A 26,166-nucleotide genomic window follows, 5' to 3' on the forward strand; every position below is an offset into this window, starting at 1 on the left:
CGGCAGTGAGCGAGGCAAAGTCTTTTGATGTGATTATTGCTGGTGGCGCGATGGCTGGTGCCACTTTGGCACTGGCGTTGGACTCCCTCAGTCAGGGAGGTCTGAACATCGCGGTGATCGAAGCGTATCAGACGAATCACCACGCCCACCCGGGATTTGATGCCCGCTCGATTGCTCTCTCATATGGCACGGTTGGGGTTCTGCAACAACTGAAACTGTGGCCTGCGATTCAACCCGTGGCTACACCGATCACTCACATTCATGTATCTGACCGCTTTCATGCGGGGATGACGGATATTACTCGCGAATCTGCTGGCGTTGATGCGCTGGGTTACGTCGTTGAACTGGCTGATGTCGGCCGTATTTACGCGGAAAAAATGGCGCAGTGCGCTGCGATTCATCAATTTTGTCCAGCCAGTGTATCGACGGTAGAACGCAGTGATGCATCGGTCACAGTGACACTGAGTAACGGTGAATGCCTCAACGGTAAATTGTTGGTGGCGGCTGATGGCGCGGTATCTACCTGTTGCCAGCAGATCGGTTTAGAGCTTAAAGAACACGATTTCGAGCAAGTGGCCATCATTGCCAATGTTGTTGCCAGCCAACCACACAAGGGCCGCGCCTTTGAACGTTTTACGTCGACGGGGCCGGTGGCGCTGCTGCCGATGAGCGACAACCGTTTGTCGCTGGTGTGGTGTTTGCCTCCCGAAGAGGCGGCAAACGTGATGCAATACAGTGAGAGCGAGTTTCTGGCTGAATTGCAGCAGGCATTTGGCTGGCGTTTAGGTCGTTTGACGAAAGCGGGTGAGCGCAGCGCGTATCCGTTGCTGCTGCGTTATCGCGAGCAGAATGTTTCTCACCGCTTTGCGATTGTCGGTAATGCCGCGCAAACCCTGCATCCTATCGCCGGTCAGGGATTCAACCTTGGTATTCGCGATGTCGCGACGTTGGCAGAAGAACTGACCCATGGCGATGAAATTGGCGGCTACGCGCAGCTGAACCGTTTCAGAAAGCGCCGAGAAGCCGATCGAGAGGCGACCATTGCTCTCACTTCAACCCTAGTGCACTTGTTCTCGAATGACTGGCTGACATTAAGAATCGGACGAAATCTGGGCCTGGCTGCGATAGATAATCTGCCAGTGCTGAAAACTCCGTTGCTGCGCCGCACGCTGGGTGTGGTAAATCGATAAAAGGTACAAAATTATGATGCAAAGCGTGGATATTGCGATTGTCGGCGGCGGAATGGTCGGACTGGCTTTAGCGGCTGCATTCAAAAACACCGATTTGCGAATTGCCGTGATAGAAGGCAAATTGCCGCAAGAAGGGTTGAGCGAGCTGCCAGATGTGCGTGTTTCGGCGCTTAGCCGTTCCAGTGAAATTATTTTGCAGAACCTGAACGCCTGGCAGGGAATCAAGGCCCGCCGAGCGGCACCTTACACTGCGATGGAAGTGTGGGAACAAGACAGTTTTGCCCGCATTGAATTCAGCGCAAATAGTCTCACTCAGCCTAATCTGGGGCACATTGTCGAAAATCGCGTGATTCAACTGGCGCTGCTGGAGCAGGTTAAACAGCAATCCAACGTCTCTTTGTACATGCCGGCAAGTTGTCAGAGCCTGGCGATTGGTGAAAGCGAAGCGTGGCTGACACTGAGTAACGGTCAGTCGCTGACAGCGAAACTGGTTGTGGGCGCAGATGGGGCGAACTCCTGGGTACGCAAACAACAAGACATTCCGCTGACGCACTGGGATTATGGTCACAGCGCGGTGGTGGCAAACGTGCGAACGACTGAACCGCATGAATCGGTGGCGCGTCAGATCTTTACGCCGCAAGGTCCGCTGGCATTTCTGCCTATGGGCAATTCGCACATGAGTTCCATTGTCTGGTCGACAGACCCGAACCGCGCTGAACGCTTGGTCGCTATGGATGCGAGTGAGTTCAATAAAGCCCTGACGGCTGAATTTGACGTCAAACTGGGTGTGTGTGAAGTCGTTGGTGAACGCCATGCGTTTCCGCTCAAAATGCGTTACGCCCGAGACTTTGTCGTCGAGCGCGTCGCCCTCGTTGGTGATGCGGCGCATACCATTCATCCGCTGGCTGGACAGGGGGTCAACCTTGGTCTGCTGGACGCCGCGAGTCTGGCGCAGGAAGTGATGGCGTTATGGCATCAGGGGCAGGACATCGGCAGCAAACGTAACCTGCGCGGATATGAGCGCTGGCGTAAAGCGGAAGCGGCGAAAATGATTGCCGCAATGCAAGGCTTTAAAGATCTGTTTGCTGGCAATAACCCAGCCAAGAAATTGATTCGTGGTATCGGTATGCGTTTGGCGGGGCAACTGCCTGGGGCGAAAGATGAAATCATGAAACACGCGCTGGGCTTAAAAGGCAACTTGCCTGAACTGGCGAAAATAAATCGTGCTTCTCATATCGCGTAACATGATGTGTGACAAAATGGCAAAAGGGTTGGCAATCGCCAACCCTTTTTAATTCGTTTCGAGAGCGTTACGCGTAAGCACAGCGTAATCTTCTTATCTCCAGATTCACTTCTTTGACGGTCTGGAAGTGCCGCTGTTCTGCGCGGTCTGGCAACATCAGTTTGCCGTTGTCGAATTCAAATTTACCTACGCCGTAGATATATATTCTTCCCTTAAAAAGGCGACTTACGTGTTTAGCAATCATACCTGGTGTATAGCGCTTAAACAGTCTCATACTTCGATCCTTTGTTTGTTTTCGCACTGCAAAGTATATGGAAACCCCTGAGAAAATAGTGTGATTGAGCTAGGGATACATGCAGTATTAGCTGACCAATTTAGATATTTGTGCTGCTGTAAGCAAATTCATGGATAAATATCCACAATTGTGTGACTTTTACCTCAAATAGATAGGGTTGACGAAACTTCCTCTCTAACCAAGACGGCGCTCATTAAGCCAGAGGAATATGACAGTTTTAAGAATAGTTGGCTTTAAGAAAAACGGGTAAAAAAGATGTCATATTTCTGCATAAAAAAAGCCCGCAATCAGATGCGGGCGAAATAGTCACAGATGCATTACACAAAAAGTGGATGTCCTGAAACAATCAGTGGATTCACTTTTTTGTTGGAGAAGGATATCAACAGAGTCGTACCTCTGTGTGAACTTTAACCAACGAAACAGAGAGTAAACTAAAAAAAATGGCGTGACTATTTATGTTTTTAAATTGGATAAAAATTCATAACAAAATAATCTTAAATTAGAAGTTGATCACGATCACATGTAATGGATTGCATGGTTTGCATCACTTATTCACGTTGAATGTGTGCAAACTGAGGCTGACAAAGTTGTACGAGATCGTTTACGTCGAGCGCGATACCTGCCAACGTCGAACCGCTGCTGATAGTGACCAGTGGTTGTTGCAAAATAGCGTGATCAAAAATGATCGGCATGGGGGTTTTGAGTAACAGTGGTGTGACTGTGCCGAGCGCATAGCCCGTGATCGTTTCCACTTGCGAGAGATCCACGCACGTCATTCGTCGCCAATTAAGTAAGGCGCGCACTTTTTTGGGATCCACATTGCGATCGCCCGGAGCGCAAGCCAGAGCGAGATGATCCCCCATATCACGCAATAAAATACATTTGACCATTTGGTTGGGCTTAATGCCGCGTTGGCGCGCAGCATCTTCGATCGTGGTCGCGGGTGTAAGGTGCGGCAGCAGGCGATAGGGTACCTGCTGCGCATCCAGATATTGGGTGATTGGTGTGCTGATGGTGCTATTCATCATCCAGTGAATACGGCAGTGGCTGAATTGTCCAACGGGTTCCCGGTTGAGCCGTCAGACGCAGTTCCGTGCCTTCTTCCAGATTGTTAGGTAACACAATCAAACCAATAGCTGTGTTATCGGCAAAGGTGTAGTGCGCTATTAAGCGGCCTGCGCTGCGCCAGTTTTCACCGACAGAACGTTCCATTTCCTGTGCATCACTGTTGGTCAGTGCCTGAGTGACATCGCCCGCTACGATGTACATCGCGCGTTTATTGATGCCGCGGTATTTTGCGCGCGCGACGGTTTCCTGACCAGTGTAACAGCCTTTGGTAAAGCTGATGCCGCCGACCGCCTGAACGTTGACTGCTTGAGGAATGTGTTCGTTTTGGTCAGCGCGCTCGATCACTGGAATTGCTTCTTCAATGTCAAAGCGTGTCCAGAGTGTGGCGTCGACTTTAGTGGCATCGGTGCTGGTCGCCAATTGTTCTGCGGTCTCTGGGGTGACGAACAGTAACCAGCGTAGGTCGCTGATACGAACCGCTGTTCCGCCTTGGATTGCACGCACGTCGCCTTGTGAGTCGCTGAGACGATCAATATAAGCCTGTGCTTGCACGCCCATCACGCCGAGCGCGATATCCTGGCTTTCAGCGATCTCGACTTTGGAGAAAATGGCGTACTTTTTCAGTTCACGCAGCTCTGCTTCAATCGCGGATTGCGGCTGAAACATGGCGTAGCCATCGTGATGATGAAACAGTCGAAATACCGACCATACTTTGCCTTTGGCATCGCAGTGGGCACCGAATGTGGATTGATCGCTGGCCAGAGTCACAACGTTACAGGTGACCTGACCTTGCAGATAGCTTTTCTTGTCTGCGCCGACCATAGTGATTGCGCCCCAAGAATCAAGATAAGTGAGCATCAGCTCAGGCAGAGCATCGCTTGCGTTGACGCTGAGCGGAGAGAATGTGTTTTTCCAGTCCATGTCCTTCACCTAAGTGAAATAATTTCCACTATGTTAATCTGGATCAACTTTTTTGTCAGCTTGAACAGGGACTGTGACTGAGCTACTAGTTGAGCAAGCCCGGTGTTTGATAAACTTGGCCGCAAATAATCATAAGGTGAGGATAACCGATGTACACCGCGGAAGAAAAAGCGCGTATTAAATGGGCCTGTCGTCGTGGAATGTTAGAGCTTGATGTTGTCATCATGCCATTTTTCGAAGAGTGTTTTGATACGCTGACTGAATCAGAACAACAAGACTTTGTTTCTTTGCTTGAGTGTGATGATCCGGATTTGTTTACCTGGGTCATGGGTCATGGTCGTTCAGAGAATCTTGGTCATGCCGCTATGGTAGACAAGATTGTCGCTCATAACCTCAGCAAAGTGCGTTAAGCTCCACCTAACTCCTTCTTATAACGCCCGCGTTGTCGCCGCCATGGTCTTTGGTTGTGTGCTGTGGGCGTTACTTCTCGCTCCAATTCCCCTTGTTGTTACATTACTCATTATCGGTATGGGCATGACTCTGCCTATGCAGCAATGGTTGACTCCTGCGCTCTGCGGCGATGTTGAAATCGATTTTTCCGGTAGCGTTCAGATCGGTGACGAGCGGTATGCAATTTCTCGCATGCAGTACCTGTTTGCTTTTGCGTTTATCGTAATGGAGGGGCAAGGGCGGCGCTGGCTGTTGTGGCGCGACAGCTGCTCCGAACGGGAATACCGTCAATTATTGGTGAGACTAAAACGGGAGCTGTAGCGCTCCCGTTTTTAGGATTTATTCCTGCTCCGGCGTCAGAATCGTCGGACCGCTATCTTCCTGAAGTTCCGGGTAATCGAGCGTGTAGTGCAGGCCTCGGCTCTCTTTGCGCTGCATCGCACAACGTACCATCAGCTCTGCGACTTGCAGCAGGTTACGCAGTTCCAGCAGGTTGTTCGATACACGGAAGTTGCTGTAGTACTCATGAGTTTCCTGTTGCAACAGTTGGATGCGGCGTAATGCGCGTTCCAAGCGTTTGTCGGTGCGCACGATACCCATGTAGTCCCACATAAACAGGCGCAGCTCGTGCCAGTTGTGCTGAATGACCACTTCTTCGTCTGAGCAGGTCACCTGACTTTCATCCCAGCCTGGCAGGCTAGGCGGCAGTTGAGCGTCTTTCAGTTTACTCAGGATATCTTTCGCTGCTGACCAAGCGTAAACCACACACTCCAACAAGGAGTTCGATGCCATGCGGTTGGCACCGTGCAGGCCGGTGTAGCTCACTTCGCCAATTGCATAAAGCTGATCAAGGTCGGTCTGACCATTCTGATTGACCATCACGCCGCCACAGGTGTAGTGCGCGGCCGGAACAATCGGGATAGGCTCTTGGGTCATATCGATACCGAGATCCATCAATCGGCTGTAGATCATCGGGAAATGCTTTTCGATGAAATCGGCGGGTTTGTGGCTGATGTCGAGATACATGCAGTCTGCGCCAAGGCGCTTCATTTCAAAGTCTATCGCGCGGGCGACCACGTCACGTGGCGCAAGCTCGGCGCGTTCATCAAAGTCCGGCATAAAACGCGAACCATCCGGACGGCGCAGATAGGCGCCTTCGCCGCGCAGCGCTTCGGTGAGCAGGAAGTTACGGGCATCCGGGTGATATAAACAAGTCGGATGGAACTGGTTAAATTCCAGGTTGGCCACTCGGCAACCGGCACGCCACGCAATCGCGATTCCGTCACCGGAAGAGACATCCGGGTTTGAGGTGTACTGATACACTTTTGATGCGCCGCCAGTGGCGAGAACCACAAACTTGGCGCGAATGACTTCGACGTGTTCTTCGTTACGGTTCCAGACATAGGCACCGACGACTTTGTCGGCGCGGCCGCCAACTTTATCTTCAGTGATTAAGTCCAGCGCGTTGTAGCGCTCAAGCAACGTAATGTTCGGGTGATTATGAACGTTGTCCTGCAGAGACGTTTGCACGGCCATGCCAGTGGCATCGGCGGCATGCAGAATGCGGCGATGACTGTGGCCGCCTTCACGAGTCAGGTGATAACGCGGCTCGTCTTCGTCACTGTCTTCTTCTTTATCAAACGGCACTCCGCCATCGATCAGCCACTGCACACACTCTTTGGCGTGTTCGGCAATAAAGCGAACCGTGCCTTCTTCGCAAATCCCTGCGCCGGCAATGAGAGTATCCTGAACGTGAGAATCAATGCTGTCCGATTCATCAAACACGGCGGCAATTCCGCCCTGAGCATAATAGGTCGACCCTTCGCTGCGAGGGCCCTTACTCAGAACGATGACTTTGCTATGCTTGGCCACACGCAGGGCTAACGACAAGCCTGCGGCACCACTTCCCACGACTAATACATCACACTGATGTTCTCGGTTGGCGTTCATAAAATGTTTATATTCCCGAACTAAAGTTAGAGTGGTCCTACTCTAAGTTTAAAATACAGCACGCTGTGTTCCCGTTGCCCGCTAGCGAGATTGAGCAACCGTGTCATCTGAATGGCCTAATTGTCAGGGAACAATACAACGTGAGTCCGTTTTGCTTCAAAGTGTCGGGTGGTCATAGGCATGACCCGAAATTCTTTGAGGGCTTTATCTTCGCGCTAAAAGCAATACTTTGTAAATGCTATTGTCTTTTCCGATTCCTGTCCCCAATATTCAGGGAGTTTTCCAGGAACCTAGATTACATCACAATGCGATTGGTGAATGGTAAAAAAATTCACACAGAATTGAACTTTCCCTGCGCGGCTGAGTCACAATAGTGCTCATGTAGGCAGTGGTGTCAAGATAACATTCTGCATAATTAGAGCCCATATCTGAGAAGGTACGGGATATAACAATAGGAGTAACCGCTCGAATGAACGAGCAGCTGACCGATCAAGTGTTGATTGAGCGAGTTCAGAACGGAGATAAGCAAGCGTTTAATCTTTTGGTACTGAGATATCAAAACAAGGTCTGCAATCTTATCTCCAGGTATGTGAGCAATTCAGGAGATGTGGCGGATGTTGCCCAGGAAGCTTTTATTAAGGCTTATCGTGCTATTCCGACCTTTCGCGGCGAAAGTGCGTTTTACACTTGGCTTTACCGTATTGCTGTTAATACCGCAAAAAATCACATCGTGGCGCAAAGCCGTCGTCCGCCGGCAAATGATGTTGATGCTGAAGAAGCTGAATTTTACGAAAGCGGCAACGCGTTAAAAGAAATATCGAACCCAGAAAACATTACGCTGTCCAAAGAGTTAAAGCAGGCGGTGTTTAGTGCGATAGAAGCGTTGCCTGAAGATTTAAAAACCGCGATGACGTTGCGCGAGCTTGATGGCTTGAGTTACGAAGATATCGCAGAAGTCATGGATTGCCCCGTAGGTACGGTGCGTTCTCGTATCTTCCGTGCTCGTGAAGCGGTGGAAAAGAGAATCAAACCTCTTTTATAGCGCAAACCGGCAAAAACAATGGTGAAAATAATGGCTGACAAAGAGAAACTTTCAGCTCTCATGGATGGAGAACTGGTCGACAAGCTGCTGATTCAAGAATTGGCCAGCGACAGTGACAGTCTCGACACGTGGAAAAATTACCATCTGATTGGTGATGTGATGCGTGGCGATGCGCCTGTACGACCAGAATGGAATATCGCTGAAAGTGTGGCATTAGCGTTGGAAAATGAACCTGCGCATACCTCGTTTAGCACTGCCAGCACAAATGTTACCGATCTCAACCAAGCCCGCGTCGAAGCTCAGCCGAAACCCGAGCAGGCTCGTCGTCAGTTACCGGCTTGGTTATCCCAGTTTGGACAAGTTGCCGTTGCAGCTTGCGTATCTTTAGCGGTAATCATTGGTGTGCAGCAATACGGCGGTGGCGACGGCACAACGCCACAGCAGGAGCAGTTACCTGTGCTGCAAACGGTTCCGTTTTCAGGCAGTGCAGAACCTGTTAGCCTGACTCGTGAATCTGTCGAAAGACACAGTAATGAAGCGAATGTTCAAGAGCAGCGTCGTCGTGTAAACGCCTTGCTGCAAGACTATGAACTGCAATTAAGATTGAACAGTGAGAACCTGGGTTCTCAGTCCGATCCAGTCGAACCGGTAGTTGAATGAAGAAACTTCTGATCAGTGTGCTGACACTGTTCAGTTTGGGCACCAGTACCGCCTTTGCAGAGGAAGAGTCTGCAGAGGCGTTGTTGCATCAAATGAACGAAGCCAGTCAGCATCTCAATTATGAACTGTCTTATATCCTGATTAAGAAAAACAGCATTGAACCTTTGTTGTATCGTCATGCGCGTGAAGCCAACGATCAACAGCTGGCTCATCTGGTGTACCTCAGTGGACCTGTGCGCGAAGTGATTCGTCGTGGCAACGAAGTCAGCTACGTAGAGCCGGGTGTTGAACCTTTCACGATCGAATCGGGCAACATGGTGGCACCGACCATTCCGATGCTCAACAGCGATGTTGATGAACTCAGCCAGTACTACGACTTTGTCAAAGTAGGGCGCGCTCGTGAAGCTGGCGCCGCTTGTCAGGTGCTGCGTATTGTCCCGAAAGATGGTCTGCGTTATTCGTATGTGTTGTGGGTTGATGAACACAGCAATCTGCCGTTGCGCGCCGATCTGGTTGACCGCGATGGTGAAGTGTTGGAGCAATACCGCACCATTTCATACTCAGTCAGCGACAAACTGGCTGAACTGATGGCCGGGCTGAATAAAGTACAGCTGCCGGAAGTGCTGTCACTGCCTAAAGGCAATATCACTGACACATTCTGGTCGGTGGGTTGGACACCGGAAGGCTTTAAACCATTGGAGCTGAACCGTTACCGCATGGCGATTACGGAACGTCTGGTGGAGAGTCAGATGTTCTCTGATGGGCTGTTCAGCTTCTCAGTCTATGTGTCTGCCAGTGACAACTTCTCCCTTAAAGGTCAATTGGTTCGTCAGGGCCGTCGCACGTTGCACAGCTTTGTGAAAGGCGACAGTGAAATTTCTGTGGTGGGTGATATTCCGCCGGATACCGCCAAACGCATCGCACAATCGGTGGTGTTCCATACCGACGGAGCACCGAAACCATGATGACCGCATTAGCCACAGTGACTGCCGTAGCAAGCCAAAAACACGGCTATCATGTTGAACTCAGTTGTGAGCAGCAGACCAGTTGCAACAGCTGTGCGTCTTCAAAAAGCTGTGGCACAGGGATTGTCTCGAAAGCGATCGGCAATAAATCACTGTTCTGGCAACTGGATACCGACAAAAAAGTCGAGCAGGGCCAGGTGGTTGAAATCGGTTTTCCTGAAAAAAGCCTGCTGCAGTCAGCGGCGCTGGTTTATCTGGTTCCGCTACTGATGATGATTCTCGGCGCCTGGCTGGCGGATGCCTGGCTGGCACCGCTGCTCGGCATGGGCGAAGGCGTGATTATCCTCACGTCTCTGCTGTTTATCGGATTAGGCATCGCGATGGCGAAACGCTGGTCGACGCGACTGGAGAAGCGCTCTGCACAAGAGGTGGTTCTGCTGCGTGTCCTTGGGCAACCCATCGCCTAAATTATGGTGCGAACCCCAACGAAATTGGGTAGAATCGGCCAACTTGAATGAAATGCCGCCAGCTGCGGCCTTTCTTATGTCCTAATTAGTAAAGAGTTTAGTCATCCCAAACCTATGAAGCACATTCGTAACTTTTCGATTATCGCCCACATTGACCATGGTAAATCGACCCTGTCTGACCGCTTAATCCAAGTCTGTGGAGGCTTAAGCGACCGTGAAATGGCCGAGCAAGTTCTTGATTCCATGGACCTTGAACGTGAGCGTGGTATCACCATCAAAGCGCAGAGTGTGACTCTCGATTACCATGCAAAAGATGGCGAAACCTACCAACTTAACTTCATCGATACTCCGGGACACGTGGACTTCTCGTATGAAGTGTCTCGTTCTCTGGCTGCGTGTGAAGGTGCACTGCTGGTGGTGGACGCGGGTCAAGGCGTAGAAGCGCAAACATTGGCCAACTGTTACACCGCGATCGAAATGGATCTGGAAGTGGTGCCAATCCTGAACAAGATCGACCTGCCAGCGGCAGAGCCGGAGCGTGTGGCTGAAGAGATTGAAGACATCGTCGGTATCGATGCGATTGACGCTGTACGTTGTTCAGCGAAAACCGGCGTTGGTGTTGATGATGTACTGGAAAAAATCGTGTCTGCGATTCCAGCACCAGAAGGCGATCCTGATGCACCTCTGCAAGCGCTGATCATCGACTCTTGGTTCGATAACTACCTGGGCGTAGTGTCTCTGGTTCGAATCAAAAACGGTAAGCTGAAGAAAAACGATAAGATCAAAGTGATGAGCACTGGTCAGGTTTGGGGTGTGGATCGCTTAGGTATTTTCACACCAAAACAAGTCGACACTAACGATCTCGAAACGGGTGAAGTGGGCTGGGTTGTGTGTGGTATTAAAGACATTCTTGGCGCGCCAGTAGGTGATACCCTGACGCTGGCGAAGAACGGCTGTGACAAACCACTGCCAGGCTTTAAGAAAGTCAAACCTCAGGTTTATGCGGGTCTGTTCCCGGTGTCGTCTGACGACTACGAAGCTTTCCGTGATGCGCTGGGTAAACTGAGCCTGAACGATGCGTCGCTGTTCTACGAACCAGAAACGTCTGCGGCTCTGGGCTTTGGTTTCCGTTGTGGTTTCCTTGGCATGCTGCACATGGAAATCATTCAGGAACGTCTGGAGCGTGAATACGATCTGGACCTGATCACCACGGCACCAACCGTAGTGTACGAAGTTCTGAAGACTGACAAAGAAATCATGCATGTTGATAGCCCGGCCAAACTGCCTGCTATTAACGATGTAGAAGAAATTCGCGAGCCGATTGCGCGCTGTAACATTCTGGTTCCAGCGGATTACCTGGGTAACGTGATTACACTGTGTATTGAAAAACGCGGTATTCAGGTTGACATGGTTTACCACGGTAATCAGGTTGCGCTGACGTACGATATTCCTATGGCCGAAGTGGTTCTGGATTTCTTCGACCGTCTGAAATCGACCTCTCGTGGCTATGCTTCTCTGGATTACGGCTTCCAGCGTTTTGAAGCGTCGAACATGGTACGTGTAGACGTGCTGCTGAACGGCGACAAAGTGGATGCTCTGGCAATCATCACGCACAAAGATCAGTCTCAGACTCGCGGTCGTCAGCTGGTTGAGAAGATGAAAGAGTTCATTCCTCGTCAGATGTTTGATATCGCGATTCAGGCGGCGATCGGTAACCACATCATCGCGCGTTCAACCGTGAAACAGCTACGTAAAAACGTACTGGCGAAATGTTACGGTGGTGACGTGAGCCGTAAGAAGAAACTGTTGAAGAAACAGAAAGAAGGTAAGAAACGCATGAAGCAAATCGGTAACGTTGAGCTTCCACAAGAAGCGTTCTTAGCCATTCTTCACGTAGGTAAAGACTAAACCCCGTTGTCTACGTTAGGTTGCTTGCATTAACTCTCAAGTGAAAGGGTCTCGGCTCTTTCACTTTCGTATTTTTAGATAAGGGAAGTCAATGGCTAATACATTTTCACTCATTCTGGTCATCATCACACTCGTGACTGGTGTCATTTGGGCACTGGAAAAATGGGTGTGGGCGAAGAAGCGTCAGGCAAAAATGGCGCAACTACAAAGTGAAAACCACGGTATTGATGCCTCTTTGACGGCGAAAATCCATCCACAACCGTGGTGGGTGGAAAATTCGGTGTCGATTTTCCCTGTGATTGCGTTTGTTCTGGTGCTGCGTTCGTTTGTGTTTGAACCGTTCCAGATCCCGTCCGGTTCGATGATGCCAACTCTGCTGGTGGGTGATTTTATTCTGGTCGAAAAATACGCATACGGTCTGAAAGATCCGGTGTGGCGGACACAATTGGTCGAAACGGGCAAACCACAACGCGGCGATATCGTGGTATTCAAATACCCGAAAAACCTTAATGTGGATTACATCAAACGTGTGGTCGGCATGCCGGGCGACACGGTACGCTACAGCAGTACCAAAGAAGTGTGTATTCAGCCAAAAGGCGAATCGCAATGCAAACAAGTGAAGCTTTCCAACGTGGTGGAGAGTCCGTTCATTCAGAATAATATCCCGCTGATTCAACTTGATGAGCAGCTGGGACAAGTGAAACACAACATTCTTATTAACCCGCTGCGCATTGACGATGTCTCTGAATATCAGCCGCGCCGTGGTGTGAACGAATGGGTGGTTCCGCAAGGGCACTATTTTGTGATGGGTGATAACCGTGACAACAGTGCTGACAGCCGTTTTTGGGGCTTTGTTCCAGAAGCTAACTTAGTCGGTAAAGCCGTGGCGATTTGGATCAGCTTTGAGTTTGATCGTACGCCAGACAGCGTGCTGCCGGCTTGGATTCCAACTGGTGTGCGTTTCAACCGCATCGGTGGCATTAACTAGGTCAGCGGCAGCTGATCGCAACACATCGAGAGAGTATGAATTCTCCAATTAGTAGACTAGAAACTAAGCTCGGCTATCAATTCAATAATGCTGAGCTTATCTCTTTGGCGCTGACACACCGCAGCGCCAATGGTAAACACAATGAACGTCTTGAGTTTCTGGGCGATTCAATTTTAAGTTTTGTCATTGCAGATGATCTTTATCGTCGTTTCCCGAAGGTAAACGAAGGCGACATGAGTCGCATGCGTGCAACTTTGGTGCGTGGTAATACGCTTGCAGAACTGGGCCGTGAATTCGACCTAGGAGATTACTTAAAATTAGGTCCAGGCGAGTTGAAGAGTGGCGGTTTCCGTCGTGATTCAATTCTGGCCGATGCAGTAGAAGCGATTATCGGTGCCATCTATCTCGATAGCGATATCGAAATGGTGCGCACTATTGTGCTGAGCTGGTATCAGTCTCGTCTGGAAGCGATTAAGCCGGGCGTTTCGCAAAAAGACCCGAAAACTCGTCTGCAGGAATTCCTTCAGGGCAGAAGAAAGCCGCTGCCTGTCTACACTGTGACTAATATTAAAGGTGAGGCACACAATCAGGAATTCACTGTAGCGTGTGAAATTGCAGGCATCGGAGAGCCTGTAATTGGTAAAGGTACGAGCCGCCGCAAGGCAGAACAAGCGGCTGCAGAAACGGCACTAGAGCAATTGACAAATGTCTGATCAAGAATTCGATATCGATGCATATTTTGCATCCAGTGGTGAAAGTTCATCTTCACCAGACAATCAACACTGTGGTTTCGTGGCGATCGTCGGTCGTCCGAACGTAGGTAAATCGACGCTGCTGAATAACATTCTCGGCCAGAAGATTTCGATCACGTCGCGCAAACCACAAACCACGCGTCACCGCATCATGGGCGTGGACACCGATGGTGATTATCAGGCGATTTACGTCGATACACCGGGACTGCACATTGAAGAAAAACGCGCCATCAACCGCCTGATGAACCGTGCGGCGAGCAGCTCGCTCAGCGACGTGAATCTGGTGTTTTTTGTGGTGGAAGGCACGCACTGGACCGCCGATGATGAGATGGTGCTGAACAAGCTGAAGAATGCCAACTTCCCGGTGGTGCTGTGTGTCAATAAAGTCGACAACGTGAAAGACCGCAACGACGTCATGCTGCACATGATGGAGCTGTCGAACAAGATGGGCTTTGTCGATGTGGTGCCAATTTCCGCCAAACTCGGCAAGAACGTTGACGTGCTGCGCAAGCATGTGCGTGATCATCTGCCAAAAGCGGTGCACCATTTTCCGGAAGAGTACGTCACTGACCGCTCTCAACGCTTTATGGCATCAGAAATCATTCGTGAAAAGCTGATGCGCTTCACCGGTGAAGAACTGCCATACTCGGTGACCGTTGAGATTGAACGCTTTGACTACAACCCGGAAACCGACGGTTTCCATATCAACGCCCTGATTCTGGTTGAGCGTATCGGTCAGAAGAAAATGGTGATTGGTAACAAAGGTGAGAAGATCAAAACCATCGGTACCCAAGCACGTCTCGATATGGAAGAGCTGTTTGGCCGCAAGGTGTATCTGGAAACCTGGGTGAAAGTGAAATCGGGCTGGGCGGACGACGAACGTGCGCTGCGCTCACTGGGTTATATCGACGACCTGTAATTTATCCTGCACTGGCTCCGTTACGGGGCCAGTGTTTTATTGACGCCTTGCCCACTGCGAGAACGGATTTCCTCAATATGTCAGACGGCCTACAACGCTGCTTTGTGCTCCATCGGCGTCCGTACAGCGAAACCAGCCTGATTCTGGATGTGTTCAGCGAAGAGTACGGACGACTGACGCTGCTTGCCAAAGGTGCGCGCAGTAAGCGCTCCAATCTCAAAGGTGCATTGCAGCCGTTCACGCCTCTGTTGCTCAAATGGTCGGGTAACAGTTCGATGAAAACGCTGCGTCAGGCAGAAGCGATCAGTCTCGGGCTGCCGCTGTCGGGTATCCATCTCTATTCGGCGATGTACGTCAACGAACTGGTTGGACGCGTGCTTGCACCGGAAGTACCATCGCCGGGGCTGTTTCATGACTATCTGTTTGCGCTGACCGAACTGGCTCAGTGCGATAATCCGGAGCCGCCGCTGCGCCGTTTTGAACTGGCTCTGCTCTCTTCAATGGGGTACGGCGTTGATTTTCTTCACTGCGCGGGAACGGGGGAGCCGATCGATCCGGACATGACTTACCGTTATCGCGAACAAAAAGGCTTTATTGCGTCGGTGCGGCGCGATAACCTGACATTTATTGGCAATGAACTGATCGCTATCAGTGAACGCCGCTTCACCACCAAAGAGCAGCTGCAGGCGGCAAAACGCTTTACACGTATTGCCTTAAAGCCGTATCTTGGCGGTAAACCTTTAAAAAGCCGGGAATTGTTCCGGCAAGCAACGCAACCCAGAGCACGGAGTATAGGAAAATGAGCTCAATTCTTTTAGGTGTGAATATCGATCATGTCGCCACTTTGCGTAATGCACGCGGCACCAAATATCCGGATCCAGTGCATGCGGCGGAAATCGCAGAGCGTGCGGGTGCGGATGGTATCACCATTCACCTGCGAGAAGACCGTCGCCATATCCTGGACCGTGACGTACGCATTCTGCGTGAAACGATTCAGACCCGTATGAACCTGGAAATGGCGGTGACGGATGAAATGGTGGAGATCGCGCTGCAAACGCAACCGGAATTTGTGTGCCTGGTGCCGGAAAAACGTGAAGAGCTGACCACTGAAGGTGGCCTGGACGTAATTGGCCAGCTGGAAAAAGTCAAAGCGGCAACGCAAAAACTGACTGCTGCGGGCATCAAAGTGTCACTGTTCATCGATGCAGACCGTGAACAGATTGACGCGGCAAAAGCGTGTGGCGCACCGTTCATCGAGCTGCACACTGGTCACTACGCCGATGCTGAGTGCGAAGTGGAACAGCAGAACGAACTGAAGAAAATCGCCGCAGCAGCAAGCTACGCGGCCGATCAAGGCATCACTGTCAACGCAGGTCACGGCCTGACGTACCACAACGTCGCGGCGATTGCAGCGATTCCAGAAATCTACGAACTGAATATCGGCCACTCGATTATTGGTCGCGCGGTATTTGATGGTCTGTCAAAAGCAGTCGCGGACATGAAAGCCGTGATGGAAGACGCGCGTCGTTAATCAGCATGATTGTCGGACTCGGTACAGACATCGCGGAAATTGAGCGCATTGAAAAAGCCCTGGCCCGCAGTGGCCGTGCTTTTGCCGAGCGCATTCTGACGCCGCAAGAACTCACGCAGTTTGATGGCCTGAAACAACAAGGTCGTTATCTGGCTAAGCGTTTTGCTGCCAAAGAAGCGGCGTCCAAGGCGCTGGGTACAGGCATTGCGCATGGCGTGAGTTTTCAGGACTTTGCCATCAGCAACGATGACAATGGTAAACCTTTGCTGAACCTGAGTGGCAAAGCGGCGGAATTGGCGCAGCGCAGCCAAGTGGCGTCGGTGCATCTGACCATTTCCGATGAGCGCCACTATGCGGTGGCGACAGTGATACTCGAAGCGTGAAGCAGAACGATATCTCAATAAAAAAGAGGTGCTGAGCACCTCTTTTTTTGTTTGCGGTAGCAGCCCTCTACTCGTGCTGCTCGGTTAAGTACGGTTGGGCGGTGGCGATGACTTTTTCCATCTCATCCTGCAGTTCAAACAGTTCTGGCTCGACATCGCTGATGCTGGCGCCCGAACGCAGCGTTTGCTCCAGCGTGGCACACACTTTCTTCAAGCGTGGTACGCCGCTGTAGGAGCAACTGCCGTGCAGTTTGTGCACGTGATGGAGCAGATCGGCAATCAAGTATTCATCATCTTCCAGTGCCATTTCGACTACCTGATTCACTTCCGGAATCGACTCGACCAGCATCCTGAGCATTTCACGCGCCAAGTCTTCCTTATTGGCCGCTTGTTTGAGCGCTGCCTGCCAGTCGACGATGATGTTGCTGTGTTCTGGCTCATCGCTGCTGATGGCGTTGGCATCGAACTCAATCGGCTCGGGCAACTCTATCTTGTTTACATCATGCTGCAGTGATTCCGGACTCCAGTGCACCAGTACCTGTTGCAGAATATGCTCTTCAATCGGTTTGGTCAGGTAGTCGTCCATGCCTGCCTTAAGCAGGCGATCGCGTTCGCCGGACATCGCATGCGCGGTGACGGCAATCACGGGCGTATTCTGATTGAGTTCCAGTTGCTTAATCTCTTTACACGCCGTCACGCCGTCCATGTGTGGCATCTGAATGTCCATCAGAACGATGTCGAAGTGACGCTGGCGAGCTTGCTCAATCGCATCCTGACCGTTGGTGCAGGAGACTACGGCATCCACGCGTTCTTGCAGTAGTGCAGTGATCAGTTTCAGGTTAGCCGGGTTGTCATCGACCGCCATTACGGTGAGTGGCATCTTGTCTTGCTTGACGGGCAGTTCCTGCGGCGGCGCTTCCACCACCGCAGGTTGATGCGCGATCAGCGTCTGCAGCAGTTTCTTACGCGACAGCGGCTTGGTAATACACTGCACCGGATACTGCTTCATCAGCAGGTCGGCCAGTGCCAGTTCAGTACTCGGGGTACCGACAATCACATTCGAGGTGATACCAATCGCACGCTGCACCCACTGCTCAACCAGTTCAACATCGGTTTCTTTGCTCGGCGCCAGATTCAGCAACACATAATCGAAATGATCCGATTCTTCTGGCATCGCTGAACGATACGTCACGGTCAGGCCCGCTTGCACCAGCAGTTGCTGCACTATCGACGCCGCCTGCATGTTCGGCTCAACCAGCAGCAATTGTTTGTTGCTCAGCACTTGCGGATCCAGCCAGTCGCTCATTGGCATTTCGGTAATGTGCAGACGCAGAGTGAACCAGAAGGTGGAACCCTGGTGCAGGCGGCTGGTGAGGCTGATTTCGCCGCCCATCTGGCTGACCAGTTTCTGGGTAATAACCAAGCCCAAACCGGTGCCGCCGTAGCGACGTGAAATGCTGGCGTCGGCCTGACTGAAGGCCTGGAACAACTGCGCTTGCTGACGCTCGGAAATACCAATCCCGGTATCACGCACCATAAATTGCAGCTCCACCACATCATCGCGCTGCGAGCGCATTTCGACACTGATGTCGATGTTGCCACGCTCGGTAAACTTGATGGAGTTACCGACCAGGTTGGTCAGTACCTGTTGAATACGCAGCGGGTCGCCGACCAGACCGGCCGGGATCTTCGGATCCACTTTGAGTGTAATTTCCAGTCCTTTCTCATGTGCACTGGTGGCTTGCAGGTTGACCACTTCTTCCAGCGTTTCCTGGAACTCAAACGGAATGTTTTCCAGCGCCAGTTTGCCTGCTTCCAGTTTCGAGAAATCGAGAATGTCGTTGATGATGGTTAGCAGGTTGTTGGCCGACTTTTCAATCGTTTGCAGGTAATCGGCCTGACTGTTAGTCAGCTGGGTTTTCAGCATCTGACGGGTAAAGCCAATCACACCATTCAGCGGAGTGCGCAGCTCGTGCGACATGTTGGCCAGGAATTCCGATTTGACCCGCGCTGCTTCCTGCGCCCGTTTTTTCGCGATATCCAGCTCGACGTTCTGGATCTCCAACTGTTCCAGCGTTTCGCGCAAATCCGAAGTCGCCTGATCGATGCTGTGCTGCATCTCTACATGGTATTCCGACAGCGAGACCGCCATTGCGTTGATGCCTTTTTTCAGCGAATCGAGCTCGCCGTGCATTTTGCCTTCGATACGCACATCAAGATGGCCGCGGCGAATGCGGTCGACCATATTTTTCATGTGCGTAATCGGGCGGGTCACGTCGTGCATCAGACGGAAGGCAAATACGCCGGACAGCAGCAGTCCCATGATCAGCACCAGACAGGCGGAGAAAATTTCCTGATATTGCTGCAGGCGCAGTGACGAGAGATCCAGTTCAATGGCGATGTAACCCAGCACTGGGGTGGATTGCGCATTAAGGTTATCTTCGACCAAACGGCTTTCAGCCAGGATTGGTGTGCGCAGGATCAGGGTGTTGTCATCCAGTTGTGAGCTGCTGAGGACCGGGATTGGTTTGTCCTTCGGATACATCAGCGCTTCGAAATTGGGATGGAAGTTGGAGGTGACGAACAGCTCATGGCGCGCGTCAAATACCGCGATACTGCGGACAAATTTAGAATTCTTGCGGTGTGCGTAACTGATGATGCGGCGCACCGATTCGCGGCTCTGATTTTTCAACGCATCTTCACTGGCAATCGCCAGTGGTTCAATGATACTGGCGCCGGCATTGAGGACTTGCGTCTCCAGATCATGATAGCGGTTGAAAGAAAACAGGGCGCTGAGCAACAGCCCGATAATCAGGGTCGGAGCCAGAGTCAGAGTAATTACGCGCGCACGTAAGCCATATCGGGTCATTATTGTCTAAACATCGTGGTGTGGATATGGGAAAATAACCGACAAAATGATTCGCCGGAGTATCGAATAAGCGGTTAGCTTAATTCAAGTACAGTTACTTCGACAATCTTCCCCGGACAGAATAGTGATTCGGGGGCGAAAACCATCATATAAATCACATTTAGGCACAGAGCATGGCACGTTTTTTCCAACCGAAAAAGAAAACCACCATCAATCAGAAACATCAGTCCGTCACGGTGACGAAACTCGACCATCAGGGCGCGGGTATCGCCTACCACGAAGGTAAGCCGGTGTTCATTGACGGTGCCTTACCCGGCGAAGATGTACTGATGCAACTGACCGAAAGCAAAAGTAAGTTTGCCCGTGCCAAGCTGATTAAAGTACTGAAACCGAGCGCGCAACGTGTGACGCCTTTTTGCCCGTATTATGCTGAGTGTGGTGGCTGCGACTTACAGCACCTAGAGCACGCGGCACAAATCGAACACAAGCAGCAGGCGCTCAGCCAATTGATGACGAAATTCGCCGGTCAGCAACTGGCGCTGTCTGAGCCGGTTATCGCGAGCGATAAAGGTTATCGCCGCCGCGCACGTCTGAGCCTGATGTGGGATAGAAAAACGCAGCAACTGCAGTTCGGTTTTCGCCGTAAGCAAAGCAAAAGCATTGTCACTGTCACCGACTGTGCGGTTCTGGAACCTAAGTTAAATGAATTGTTGCTGGAGCTGAACACGCTGCTGGGCGGCTTTGCTCACCCGGAGCAGTTGGGGCATGTCGAGCTGGTCAAAGCCGACAACACGCGCGTACTGGTGCTGCGTCATCTGACGCCGCTGGCCGCCAAAGACCAAAGCGCATTGGAGGCATTTGTCGCTCTGCATGACCTCACTCTGTATCTGATGCCAAGCAGCGATAAGCTGGAGCTAATACGCGGTGAAGGCGCCGTCTATGGTGAAGCGGGCGTGACGATTCCGTTTCTGCCGAGCAACTTTATTCAGGTGAATCAGCAGGTCAATCAGGCGATGGTCGCCCAGGCTCTGGAGTGGTTGGAGGTTTCACCTGACGAGCGTGTGTTAGATTTGTTCTGTGGTTTGGGTAACTTCAGTCTGCCGCTGGCGAAAATCGCGAAACAAGTCGTCGGCGTGGAAGGCATTGACGACATGGTTGAGCGCGCCAAAGCGAACGCCGCACTAAATAATCTCAATAACGTCTCGTTTTATCAGGCTAATTTGGAACAAGATATGACAGGTGAGGCGTGGGCAGCCGAAAAATTTGATAAAGTATTGCTCGACCCGGCCAGAGCCGGAGCGGCAGGTATCGTTGACCAATTGGCCGAATTGGGTGCCAAACGCGTGGTTTACGTCTCGTGTAATCCTGCTACGCTTGCTCGTGACAGTCAAAGCTTGCTGAGTCAGGGATACCAGTTGGTGAAATTGGGAATGCTTGATATGTTCCCTCATACCAGCCATCTGGAATCAATGGCTTTGTTTGTAAAATATCGGTAAGCGCCGAACTTCCGGGAGCGGAAGGGAGTCGAATACCACAAAATATAAGAATTAGGATAATCCCATGGTTGCGGTACGTAGCGCACACTTAAATCCAGACGAACAGTTTGAGCTAGAAAAATGGATTTCTAGTTTGCAACAGGAGCAGAAAACCTCAGCGAGGCTGACCGAGGTGTATCGCCAGTGCGAACATCTGCTGGAAGGTAATGCTCAGGGGCCACTACTATTGTGGCGCGGTCGTGAAATGATCGAAATCCTGATCACGCTGTCGATGGACCGCCCGACGCTGGTGGCGGCGTTGCTGTTCCCGATCGCGACCAGCGGCTTAGTGGATCGCGAAGAGCTGGAAGAAGATTACGGCAAAGAAATCATCAAGCTGATCCATGGCGTCGAAGAGATGGCGGCGATTGGTCAGCTCAACGTGACCGTGCAGGGCAGCGAAGCCTCGGCGCAGGTCGATAACGTGCGCCGCATGTTGCTCGCGATGGTCGATGATTTCCGCTGCGTGGTCATCAAGCTGGCAGAACGTATCTGTAATCTGCGTGAAGTGAAAGATCAGCCGGATGACGTCCGTCGCTCGGCTGCGAAAGAGTGTGCCAATATCTACGCGCCGCTGGCCAACCGTCTTGGTATTGGTCAGCTCAAGTGGGAAATCGAAGATTACGCCTTCCGCTATCAGCAGCCAGACACTTACAAGCAGATCGCCAAGCAGCTGTCTGAGCGCCGTATCGTGCGCGAGCAATACATTCGCGACTTCGTCAATGATCTGCGTAACGAGATGAAAATCTGCAGTATCAACGCCGAAGTGAGCGGTCGTCCGAAACACATCTACAGCATCTGGCGCAAGATGCAGAAGAAAAACCTCGCGTTTGACGAGCTGTTCGACGTGCGCGCGGTACGTATCATTGCCGACAAACTGCAAGATTGTTATGCCGCGCTGGGCGTGGTGCACACCAAATACAAACATCTGCCCAGCGAGTTTGATGATTACGTCGCCAACCCGAAACCGAACGGCTACCAGTCGATTCATACGGTGATCCTGGGTCCGGAAGGCAAAACGATCGAAATCCAGATTCGTACCAAGCAGATGCATGAAGAATCGGAACTTGGCGTAGCGGCGCACTGGAAGTACAAAGAAGGCGCCAGCAGCGGCCGCAGTGGTTACGATGAAAAGATCACTTGGCTGCGTAAACTGCTCGATTGGCAGGAAGAGATGTCCGATTCTGGCGAAATGCTGGATGAACTGCGCAGTCAGGTGTTTGATGATCGCGTATACGCATTTACGCCGCGCGGTGATGTGGTCGATCTGCCGATGGGTGCGACACCACTGGATTTTGCTTACCACATTCACTCTGAAGTCGGCCATCGCTGTATCGGTGCGAAAGTGGCGGGACGTATCGTGCCGTTTACGCACAAACTGCACATGGGCGATCAGGTGGAAATCATCACCGCCAAAGAGCCCAACCCATCGCGTGACTGGCTGAACCCGTCGCTTGGCTTTGTGCACTCGGGGCGTGCGCGTGCCAAGATCAACGCTTGGTTCCGCAAGCAGAGCCGCGAGAAGAACCTCGAAGCAGGGCGTGAGATCCTTGAAGCCGAACTGGTGAAAATTGGTGCCACGCTGAAAGATGCCGAAGCGTATGCGCTGAAGCGGTTTAACGTCAATACCGCAGATGAGCTGTATGTCGGTGTCGGCAGTGGTGACCTGCGTATCAACCAAATTGTTAACCATATCAATGCATTGGTGAACAAGCCGACCGCCGAAGAAGAAGACAAGCTGGTGCTTGAAAAACTTCAGGTCGGAGAGAACAAATCCGCAAGCGCGCACCATCGTCCGCATAAAGATGCGGTGGTGGTGGAAGGTGTCGATAACCTGATGACTCATCTGGCACGCTGCTGTCAGCCGATACCGGGCGATGAAATCAAAGGTTACATCACGCAGGGGCGTGGGATTTCTGTCCATCGCAGCGACTGTGAACAGCTTGAAGAGCTGAGCCATCACGCGCCAGAGCGTATCATTGATACCGTGTGGGGCAGTGGTTTTGTCGGCAGTTATCATCTGACCCTGCGCGTTGAAGCGATGGAACGTGTTGGTCTGCTGAAAGACATCACGACGCTGCTGAGTAACGAGAAAGTAAAAGTTAGCACCATGAAGAGTCGCAGCGACTACAAGCGCCAGATCATCATCATGGACTTCGAGCTGGAAGTGAACAGCGTTGAAGTGTTGGAGCGCGTATCTAAACGTATCGAACAGATCAAAGATGTCATGCTGGTGAAACGTCTCGGCTAACCTCTGCGAGGTTCAGCGCCAAATAATCTAAGGCGAGTGGTGATGCTGCTCGCCTTTTTGTTTTAAGGAAGTAAGTCATATGAGTCATCCAATCGAACAGCTTGAAAACATCATGGCCAGCCTGCGAGATCCGCAAACGGGCTGCCCTTGGGATAAACTGCAAACCTTCGACACCATTGTGCCGCACACAATTGAAGAAACTTATGAAGTGGTGGATGCGATTCACAATCAAGACTGGCCGAATCTGCAGGAAGAGTTGGGCGATTTGCTGTTTCAGGTGATTTTCTACAGCCAGCTGGCGAAAGAGCAGGGGCTGTTTGAGTTTCGTGATGTGGTGGAGTCGGTGAATGAGAAGCTGACCCGCCGTCATCCGCATGTGTTTGGCGAGGCCAGTTTCGAGGACGAAGCGGCGTTGAATGCCAACTGGGAAGCGGAGAAAGCCAAAGAAAAAGCCGAGGCAGGCAAAAGCGAACAAAGTATCCTAGACTCTATACCACAATCGCTTCCGGCATTATCTCGCGCCAACAAGATTCAGAAGAAGTGCGCTAAATATGGCTTCGACTGGAAAACGCTCGGGCCGGTGGTCGATAAAGTGCACGAAGAAATCGATGAAGTGATGGCGGAAGTGCTGCACGTCGACGTCGATCAACAGAAAGTGGAAGAAGAACTGGGTGATCTGCTGTTTGCTACCGTGAATTTGGTTCGCCATCTTGGCAAGGACCCGGAAGTGGCGCTGATGAAAGCCAATCAGAAGTTTACCCGCCGTTTTCACGGGGTCGAAGCTCAAGTGCGAAATCAGGGTAAGTCCTTAAATTCCTTCACACTTGAAGAGCTGGATGCGATGTGGGACAAGGTCAAACAGCAAGAAAAAGCATGACCACCATGTGACAAATTATGTTGAGTCAAAATTGACTCAGATAATAACGACGGATCTTTTTCACGTTAATGCTCTTTGATTTGAAGCAAAAAATAAAAAACTGAGTGTGATAGATTTCACGTTGTGGCGATAAATGGGTTCTGGTATAGTTTCGTCCCGTCCAGAAGAAATCCATTTCCCTCATTCAACCAATTTCAGGTTAAACATGACGACAAATTATATTTTTGTTACTGGCGGGGTTGTATCCTCTCTAGGTAAAGGTATTGCAGCGGCATCCCTTGCAGCGATTCTAGAAGCTCGTGGTCTTAAAGTGACTATGATGAAGCTTGACCCTTACATCAACGTTGACCCAGGCACAATGAGCCCAACTCAACACGGTGAAGTGTTCGTTACGGAAGATGGCGCGGAAACTGACCTAGACCTTGGTCACTACGAGCGTTTCATTCGTACCAAAATGACCAAGCGCAACAACTTTACCGCAGGTCGTGTTTACGCTGACGTTCTACGTAAAGAACGCCGTGGCGACTACCTGGGTGCAACCATTCAGGTTATTCCTCATATTACTAATGCGATCAAAGATCGTGTGATTGCTGGCTCTGAAGGCCATGATATCGCTATCGTAGAAGTGGGCGGTACTGTGGGTGACATCGAGTCACTACCATTCATGGAAGCGATCCGTCAGCTGGCGATCGAAGTTGGCCGCGAAAACGCGATGTTCATGCACCTGACGCTGGTTCCTTACCTGGCAGCGGCAGGCGAAGTGAAAACTAAGCCAACTCAGCACTCGGTTAAAGAACTGCTGTCTATCGGTATTCAGCCTGACATCCTGGTTTGTCGTAGCGATCGTATGATCCCGGCGAACGAGCGTAAGAAGATTGCGCTGTTCTGTAACGTGCCTGAAAAAGCCGTTATCTCAATGAAAGACGTAGACTCTATCTACAAGATTCCACAACTGATCCGTTCTCAGGGTCTGGATGATCTTGTCTGTGCACGTTTTGGCATCAATGCGCCTGAAGCTGATCTGTCTGAATGGGAACAGGTTATCTATGAAGAAGCGAACCCAACCGGTGAAGTGACTATCGGTATGGTTGGTAAGTACATTGAACTGCCAGATGCTTACAAATCAGTGAACGAAGCGCTGAAACACGCGGGTCTGAAAAATCGTCTGAGCGTGACTATCAAGTACGTTGATTCACAAGATGTTGAGACTAAAGGTGTTGAAATCCTTGAAGGTCTTGACGCTATTCTGGTACCCGGTGGCTTCGGCGATCGTGGTATCGAAGGTAAGATTCGTGCGGCGCAATACGCACGTGAAAACAACATTCCTTACCTGGGTATCTGTCTGGGTATGCAGGTCGCACTGATCGAATACGCGCGCAATGTGGCGGGTATGGAAGGTGCGCATTCAACAGAATTTAACAAAGACACCAAATACCCTGTGGTAGGCTTAATCACAGAATGGGTAGACAGCGAAGGTAACGTTGAAGAACGTACTGAAACGTCAGACCTGGGTGGTACGATGCGTCTGGGTTCACAACTGTGCCACCTGGCGAAAGGTTCTAAAGCTTACGATATGTACGGTAGCGCAACGATTCATGAGCGTCACCGTCACCGTTACGAAGTGAACAACAACCTGCGTCCGCAAATTGAAAAAGCGGGTCTGAAAGTGTCTGGTTTGTCTGCTGATAAGAAACTGGTAGAAGTGATTGAGAACCCTGCTCACCCATGGTTTGTAGCAGCTCAGTTCCACCCAGAATTCACATCAACGCCTCGCGATGGTCACCCATTGTTTGAAGGCTTTGTGAAAGCTGCGGGTCAGTTCCAGCGCGGCGAATTGAAGTAAAAGGATATGGGTAGCGGCTTGTGTTGTGCGGCTACCCTTTTAGTTTTGACATTTAAATT

At 51.1% G+C, this 26,166-nt stretch carries 24 protein-coding genes; 19 read left to right on the forward strand and 5 right to left on the reverse strand.

Annotated elements, in window-relative coordinates; genetic code table 11:
* Positions 1-5: 5 nt before the first annotated feature.
* A complete protein-coding gene (gene ubiH / locus JIG40_RS21775) occupies positions 6-1,190 on the forward strand; it encodes a 2-octaprenyl-6-methoxyphenyl hydroxylase (RefSeq protein WP_199466084.1) in 1,185 nt (394 codons plus the stop codon).
* A 13-nt stretch (positions 1,191-1,203) separates the two neighbouring features.
* Positions 1,204-2,433: an FAD-dependent 2-octaprenylphenol hydroxylase gene (locus JIG40_RS21780; protein ID WP_061056129.1), complete on the forward strand. Its 1,230-nt coding sequence runs from the start codon at positions 1,204-1,206 to the stop codon at positions 2,431-2,433.
* 67 nt (positions 2,434-2,500) lie between these two features.
* On the opposite strand, the gene JIG40_RS21785 is transcribed toward JIG40_RS21780, so the two are convergent.
* The 3 genes from JIG40_RS21785 to ygfZ all read right to left on the reverse strand — a co-directional run bounded on the left by JIG40_RS21785 (position 2,501) and on the right by ygfZ (position 4,717).
* Positions 2,501-2,707: a DUF1107 domain-containing protein gene (locus JIG40_RS21785; protein ID WP_020332150.1), complete on the reverse strand. Its 207-nt coding sequence runs from the start codon at positions 2,705-2,707 to the stop codon at positions 2,501-2,503.
* A 569-nt stretch (positions 2,708-3,276) separates the two neighbouring features.
* Positions 3,277-3,753: a YbaK/EbsC family protein gene (locus JIG40_RS21790; RefSeq protein ID WP_199466130.1), complete on the reverse strand. Its 477-nt coding sequence runs from the start codon at positions 3,751-3,753 to the stop codon at positions 3,277-3,279.
* On the reverse strand, positions 3,746-4,717 hold the full coding sequence (gene ygfZ / locus JIG40_RS21795; protein WP_199466085.1) for a tRNA-modifying protein YgfZ: 972 nt from the start codon (positions 4,715-4,717) through the stop codon (positions 3,746-3,748). Before ygfZ ends, JIG40_RS21790 begins: the two co-directional genes overlap by 8 nt.
* A 149-nt stretch (positions 4,718-4,866) precedes the next feature.
* Between ygfZ and JIG40_RS21800 the strand changes: the two genes are divergently transcribed.
* Complete coding sequence (locus tag JIG40_RS21800; protein WP_024373477.1) at positions 4,867-5,127, forward strand: succinate dehydrogenase assembly factor 2; 261 nt, start codon at positions 4,867-4,869, stop codon at positions 5,125-5,127.
* Between the two features lie 43 nt (positions 5,128-5,170).
* Entirely contained in the window at positions 5,171-5,488 is a 318-nt protein-coding gene (locus JIG40_RS21805; protein WP_158143031.1) for a protein YgfX, read from the forward strand.
* An 18-nt stretch (positions 5,489-5,506) separates the two neighbouring features.
* Here JIG40_RS21805 and nadB read toward each other — a convergent pair whose 3' ends face one another.
* Positions 5,507-7,117, reverse strand: coding sequence for an L-aspartate oxidase (gene nadB, locus JIG40_RS21810; protein WP_020332155.1), 1,611 nt, complete (start codon positions 7,115-7,117; stop codon positions 5,507-5,509).
* A 469-nt stretch (positions 7,118-7,586) separates the two neighbouring features.
* Between nadB and rpoE the strand changes: the two genes are divergently transcribed.
* The 11 genes from rpoE (at position 7,587) to acpS (ending at position 16,732) form a co-directional block, all read left to right on the forward strand.
* A complete protein-coding gene (gene rpoE, locus JIG40_RS21815; protein WP_020332156.1) occupies positions 7,587-8,159 on the forward strand; it encodes an RNA polymerase sigma factor RpoE in 573 nt (190 codons plus the stop codon).
* A gap of 30 nt (positions 8,160-8,189) precedes the next feature.
* Positions 8,190-8,819, forward strand: a complete 630-nt coding sequence (locus JIG40_RS21820) for a sigma-E factor negative regulatory protein (RefSeq protein WP_199251194.1) — start codon at positions 8,190-8,192, stop codon at positions 8,817-8,819.
* Entirely contained in the window at positions 8,816-9,784 is a 969-nt protein-coding gene (rseB, locus tag JIG40_RS21825) for a sigma-E factor regulatory protein RseB (protein ID WP_020332158.1), read from the forward strand. The genes JIG40_RS21820 and rseB overlap by 4 nt, the downstream gene beginning before the upstream one ends.
* A complete protein-coding gene (locus JIG40_RS21830; protein WP_020332159.1) occupies positions 9,781-10,251 on the forward strand; it encodes a SoxR reducing system RseC family protein in 471 nt (156 codons plus the stop codon). Before rseB ends, JIG40_RS21830 begins: the two co-directional genes overlap by 4 nt.
* Before the next feature lie 114 nt (positions 10,252-10,365).
* Positions 10,366-12,159 (forward strand): translation elongation factor 4, encoded by a 1,794-nt coding sequence (gene lepA, locus JIG40_RS21835; RefSeq protein ID WP_020332160.1) that lies wholly within the window; start codon positions 10,366-10,368, stop codon positions 12,157-12,159.
* A gap of 91 nt (positions 12,160-12,250) precedes the next feature.
* On the forward strand, positions 12,251-13,147 hold the full coding sequence (gene lepB, locus JIG40_RS21840; RefSeq protein WP_199466086.1) for a signal peptidase I: 897 nt from the start codon (positions 12,251-12,253) through the stop codon (positions 13,145-13,147).
* A gap of 35 nt (positions 13,148-13,182) precedes the next feature.
* Complete coding sequence (rnc, locus tag JIG40_RS21845; protein WP_020332162.1) at positions 13,183-13,860, forward strand: ribonuclease III; 678 nt, start codon at positions 13,183-13,185, stop codon at positions 13,858-13,860.
* Positions 13,853-14,818, forward strand: a complete 966-nt coding sequence (gene era / locus JIG40_RS21850) for a GTPase Era (RefSeq protein WP_032081247.1) — start codon at positions 13,853-13,855, stop codon at positions 14,816-14,818. Before rnc ends, era begins: the two co-directional genes overlap by 8 nt.
* 77 nt (positions 14,819-14,895) lie before the next feature.
* Positions 14,896-15,621: a DNA repair protein RecO gene (gene recO / locus JIG40_RS21855; protein WP_158147120.1), complete on the forward strand. Its 726-nt coding sequence runs from the start codon at positions 14,896-14,898 to the stop codon at positions 15,619-15,621.
* Positions 15,618-16,349, forward strand: coding sequence for a pyridoxine 5'-phosphate synthase (gene pdxJ / locus JIG40_RS21860; RefSeq protein ID WP_020332165.1), 732 nt, complete (start codon positions 15,618-15,620; stop codon positions 16,347-16,349). Before recO ends, pdxJ begins: the two co-directional genes overlap by 4 nt.
* A gap of 5 nt (positions 16,350-16,354) precedes the next feature.
* Entirely contained in the window at positions 16,355-16,732 is a 378-nt protein-coding gene (gene acpS, locus JIG40_RS21865; protein WP_199466087.1) for a holo-ACP synthase, read from the forward strand.
* Between the two features lie 67 nt (positions 16,733-16,799).
* Here acpS and barA read toward each other — a convergent pair whose 3' ends face one another.
* Positions 16,800-19,601 (reverse strand): two-component sensor histidine kinase BarA, encoded by a 2,802-nt coding sequence (gene barA, locus JIG40_RS21870; RefSeq protein ID WP_199466088.1) that lies wholly within the window; start codon positions 19,599-19,601, stop codon positions 16,800-16,802.
* Between the two features lie 173 nt (positions 19,602-19,774).
* Between barA and rlmD the strand changes: the two genes are divergently transcribed.
* From rlmD to JIG40_RS21890, 4 genes are all read left to right on the forward strand, one after another.
* Positions 19,775-21,097: a 23S rRNA (uracil(1939)-C(5))-methyltransferase RlmD gene (rlmD, locus tag JIG40_RS21875; RefSeq protein ID WP_199466089.1), complete on the forward strand. Its 1,323-nt coding sequence runs from the start codon at positions 19,775-19,777 to the stop codon at positions 21,095-21,097.
* A gap of 64 nt (positions 21,098-21,161) precedes the next feature.
* On the forward strand, positions 21,162-23,387 hold the full coding sequence (relA, locus tag JIG40_RS21880) for a GTP diphosphokinase (protein ID WP_024373468.1): 2,226 nt from the start codon (positions 21,162-21,164) through the stop codon (positions 23,385-23,387).
* A 79-nt stretch (positions 23,388-23,466) separates the two neighbouring features.
* Positions 23,467-24,264, forward strand: a complete 798-nt coding sequence (gene mazG, locus JIG40_RS21885) for a nucleoside triphosphate pyrophosphohydrolase (RefSeq protein ID WP_158151723.1) — start codon at positions 23,467-23,469, stop codon at positions 24,262-24,264.
* Between the two features lie 205 nt (positions 24,265-24,469).
* Positions 24,470-26,107 (forward strand): CTP synthase, encoded by a 1,638-nt coding sequence (locus JIG40_RS21890; protein ID WP_199466090.1) that lies wholly within the window; start codon positions 24,470-24,472, stop codon positions 26,105-26,107.
* Positions 26,108-26,166 lie beyond the last annotated feature (59 nt).

Origin of the sequence: Vibrio sp. bablab_jr001, assembly GCF_016464285.1 — a bacterium.
GTDB classification, from domain to species: domain Bacteria; phylum Pseudomonadota; class Gammaproteobacteria; order Enterobacterales; family Vibrionaceae; genus Vibrio; species Vibrio fluvialis.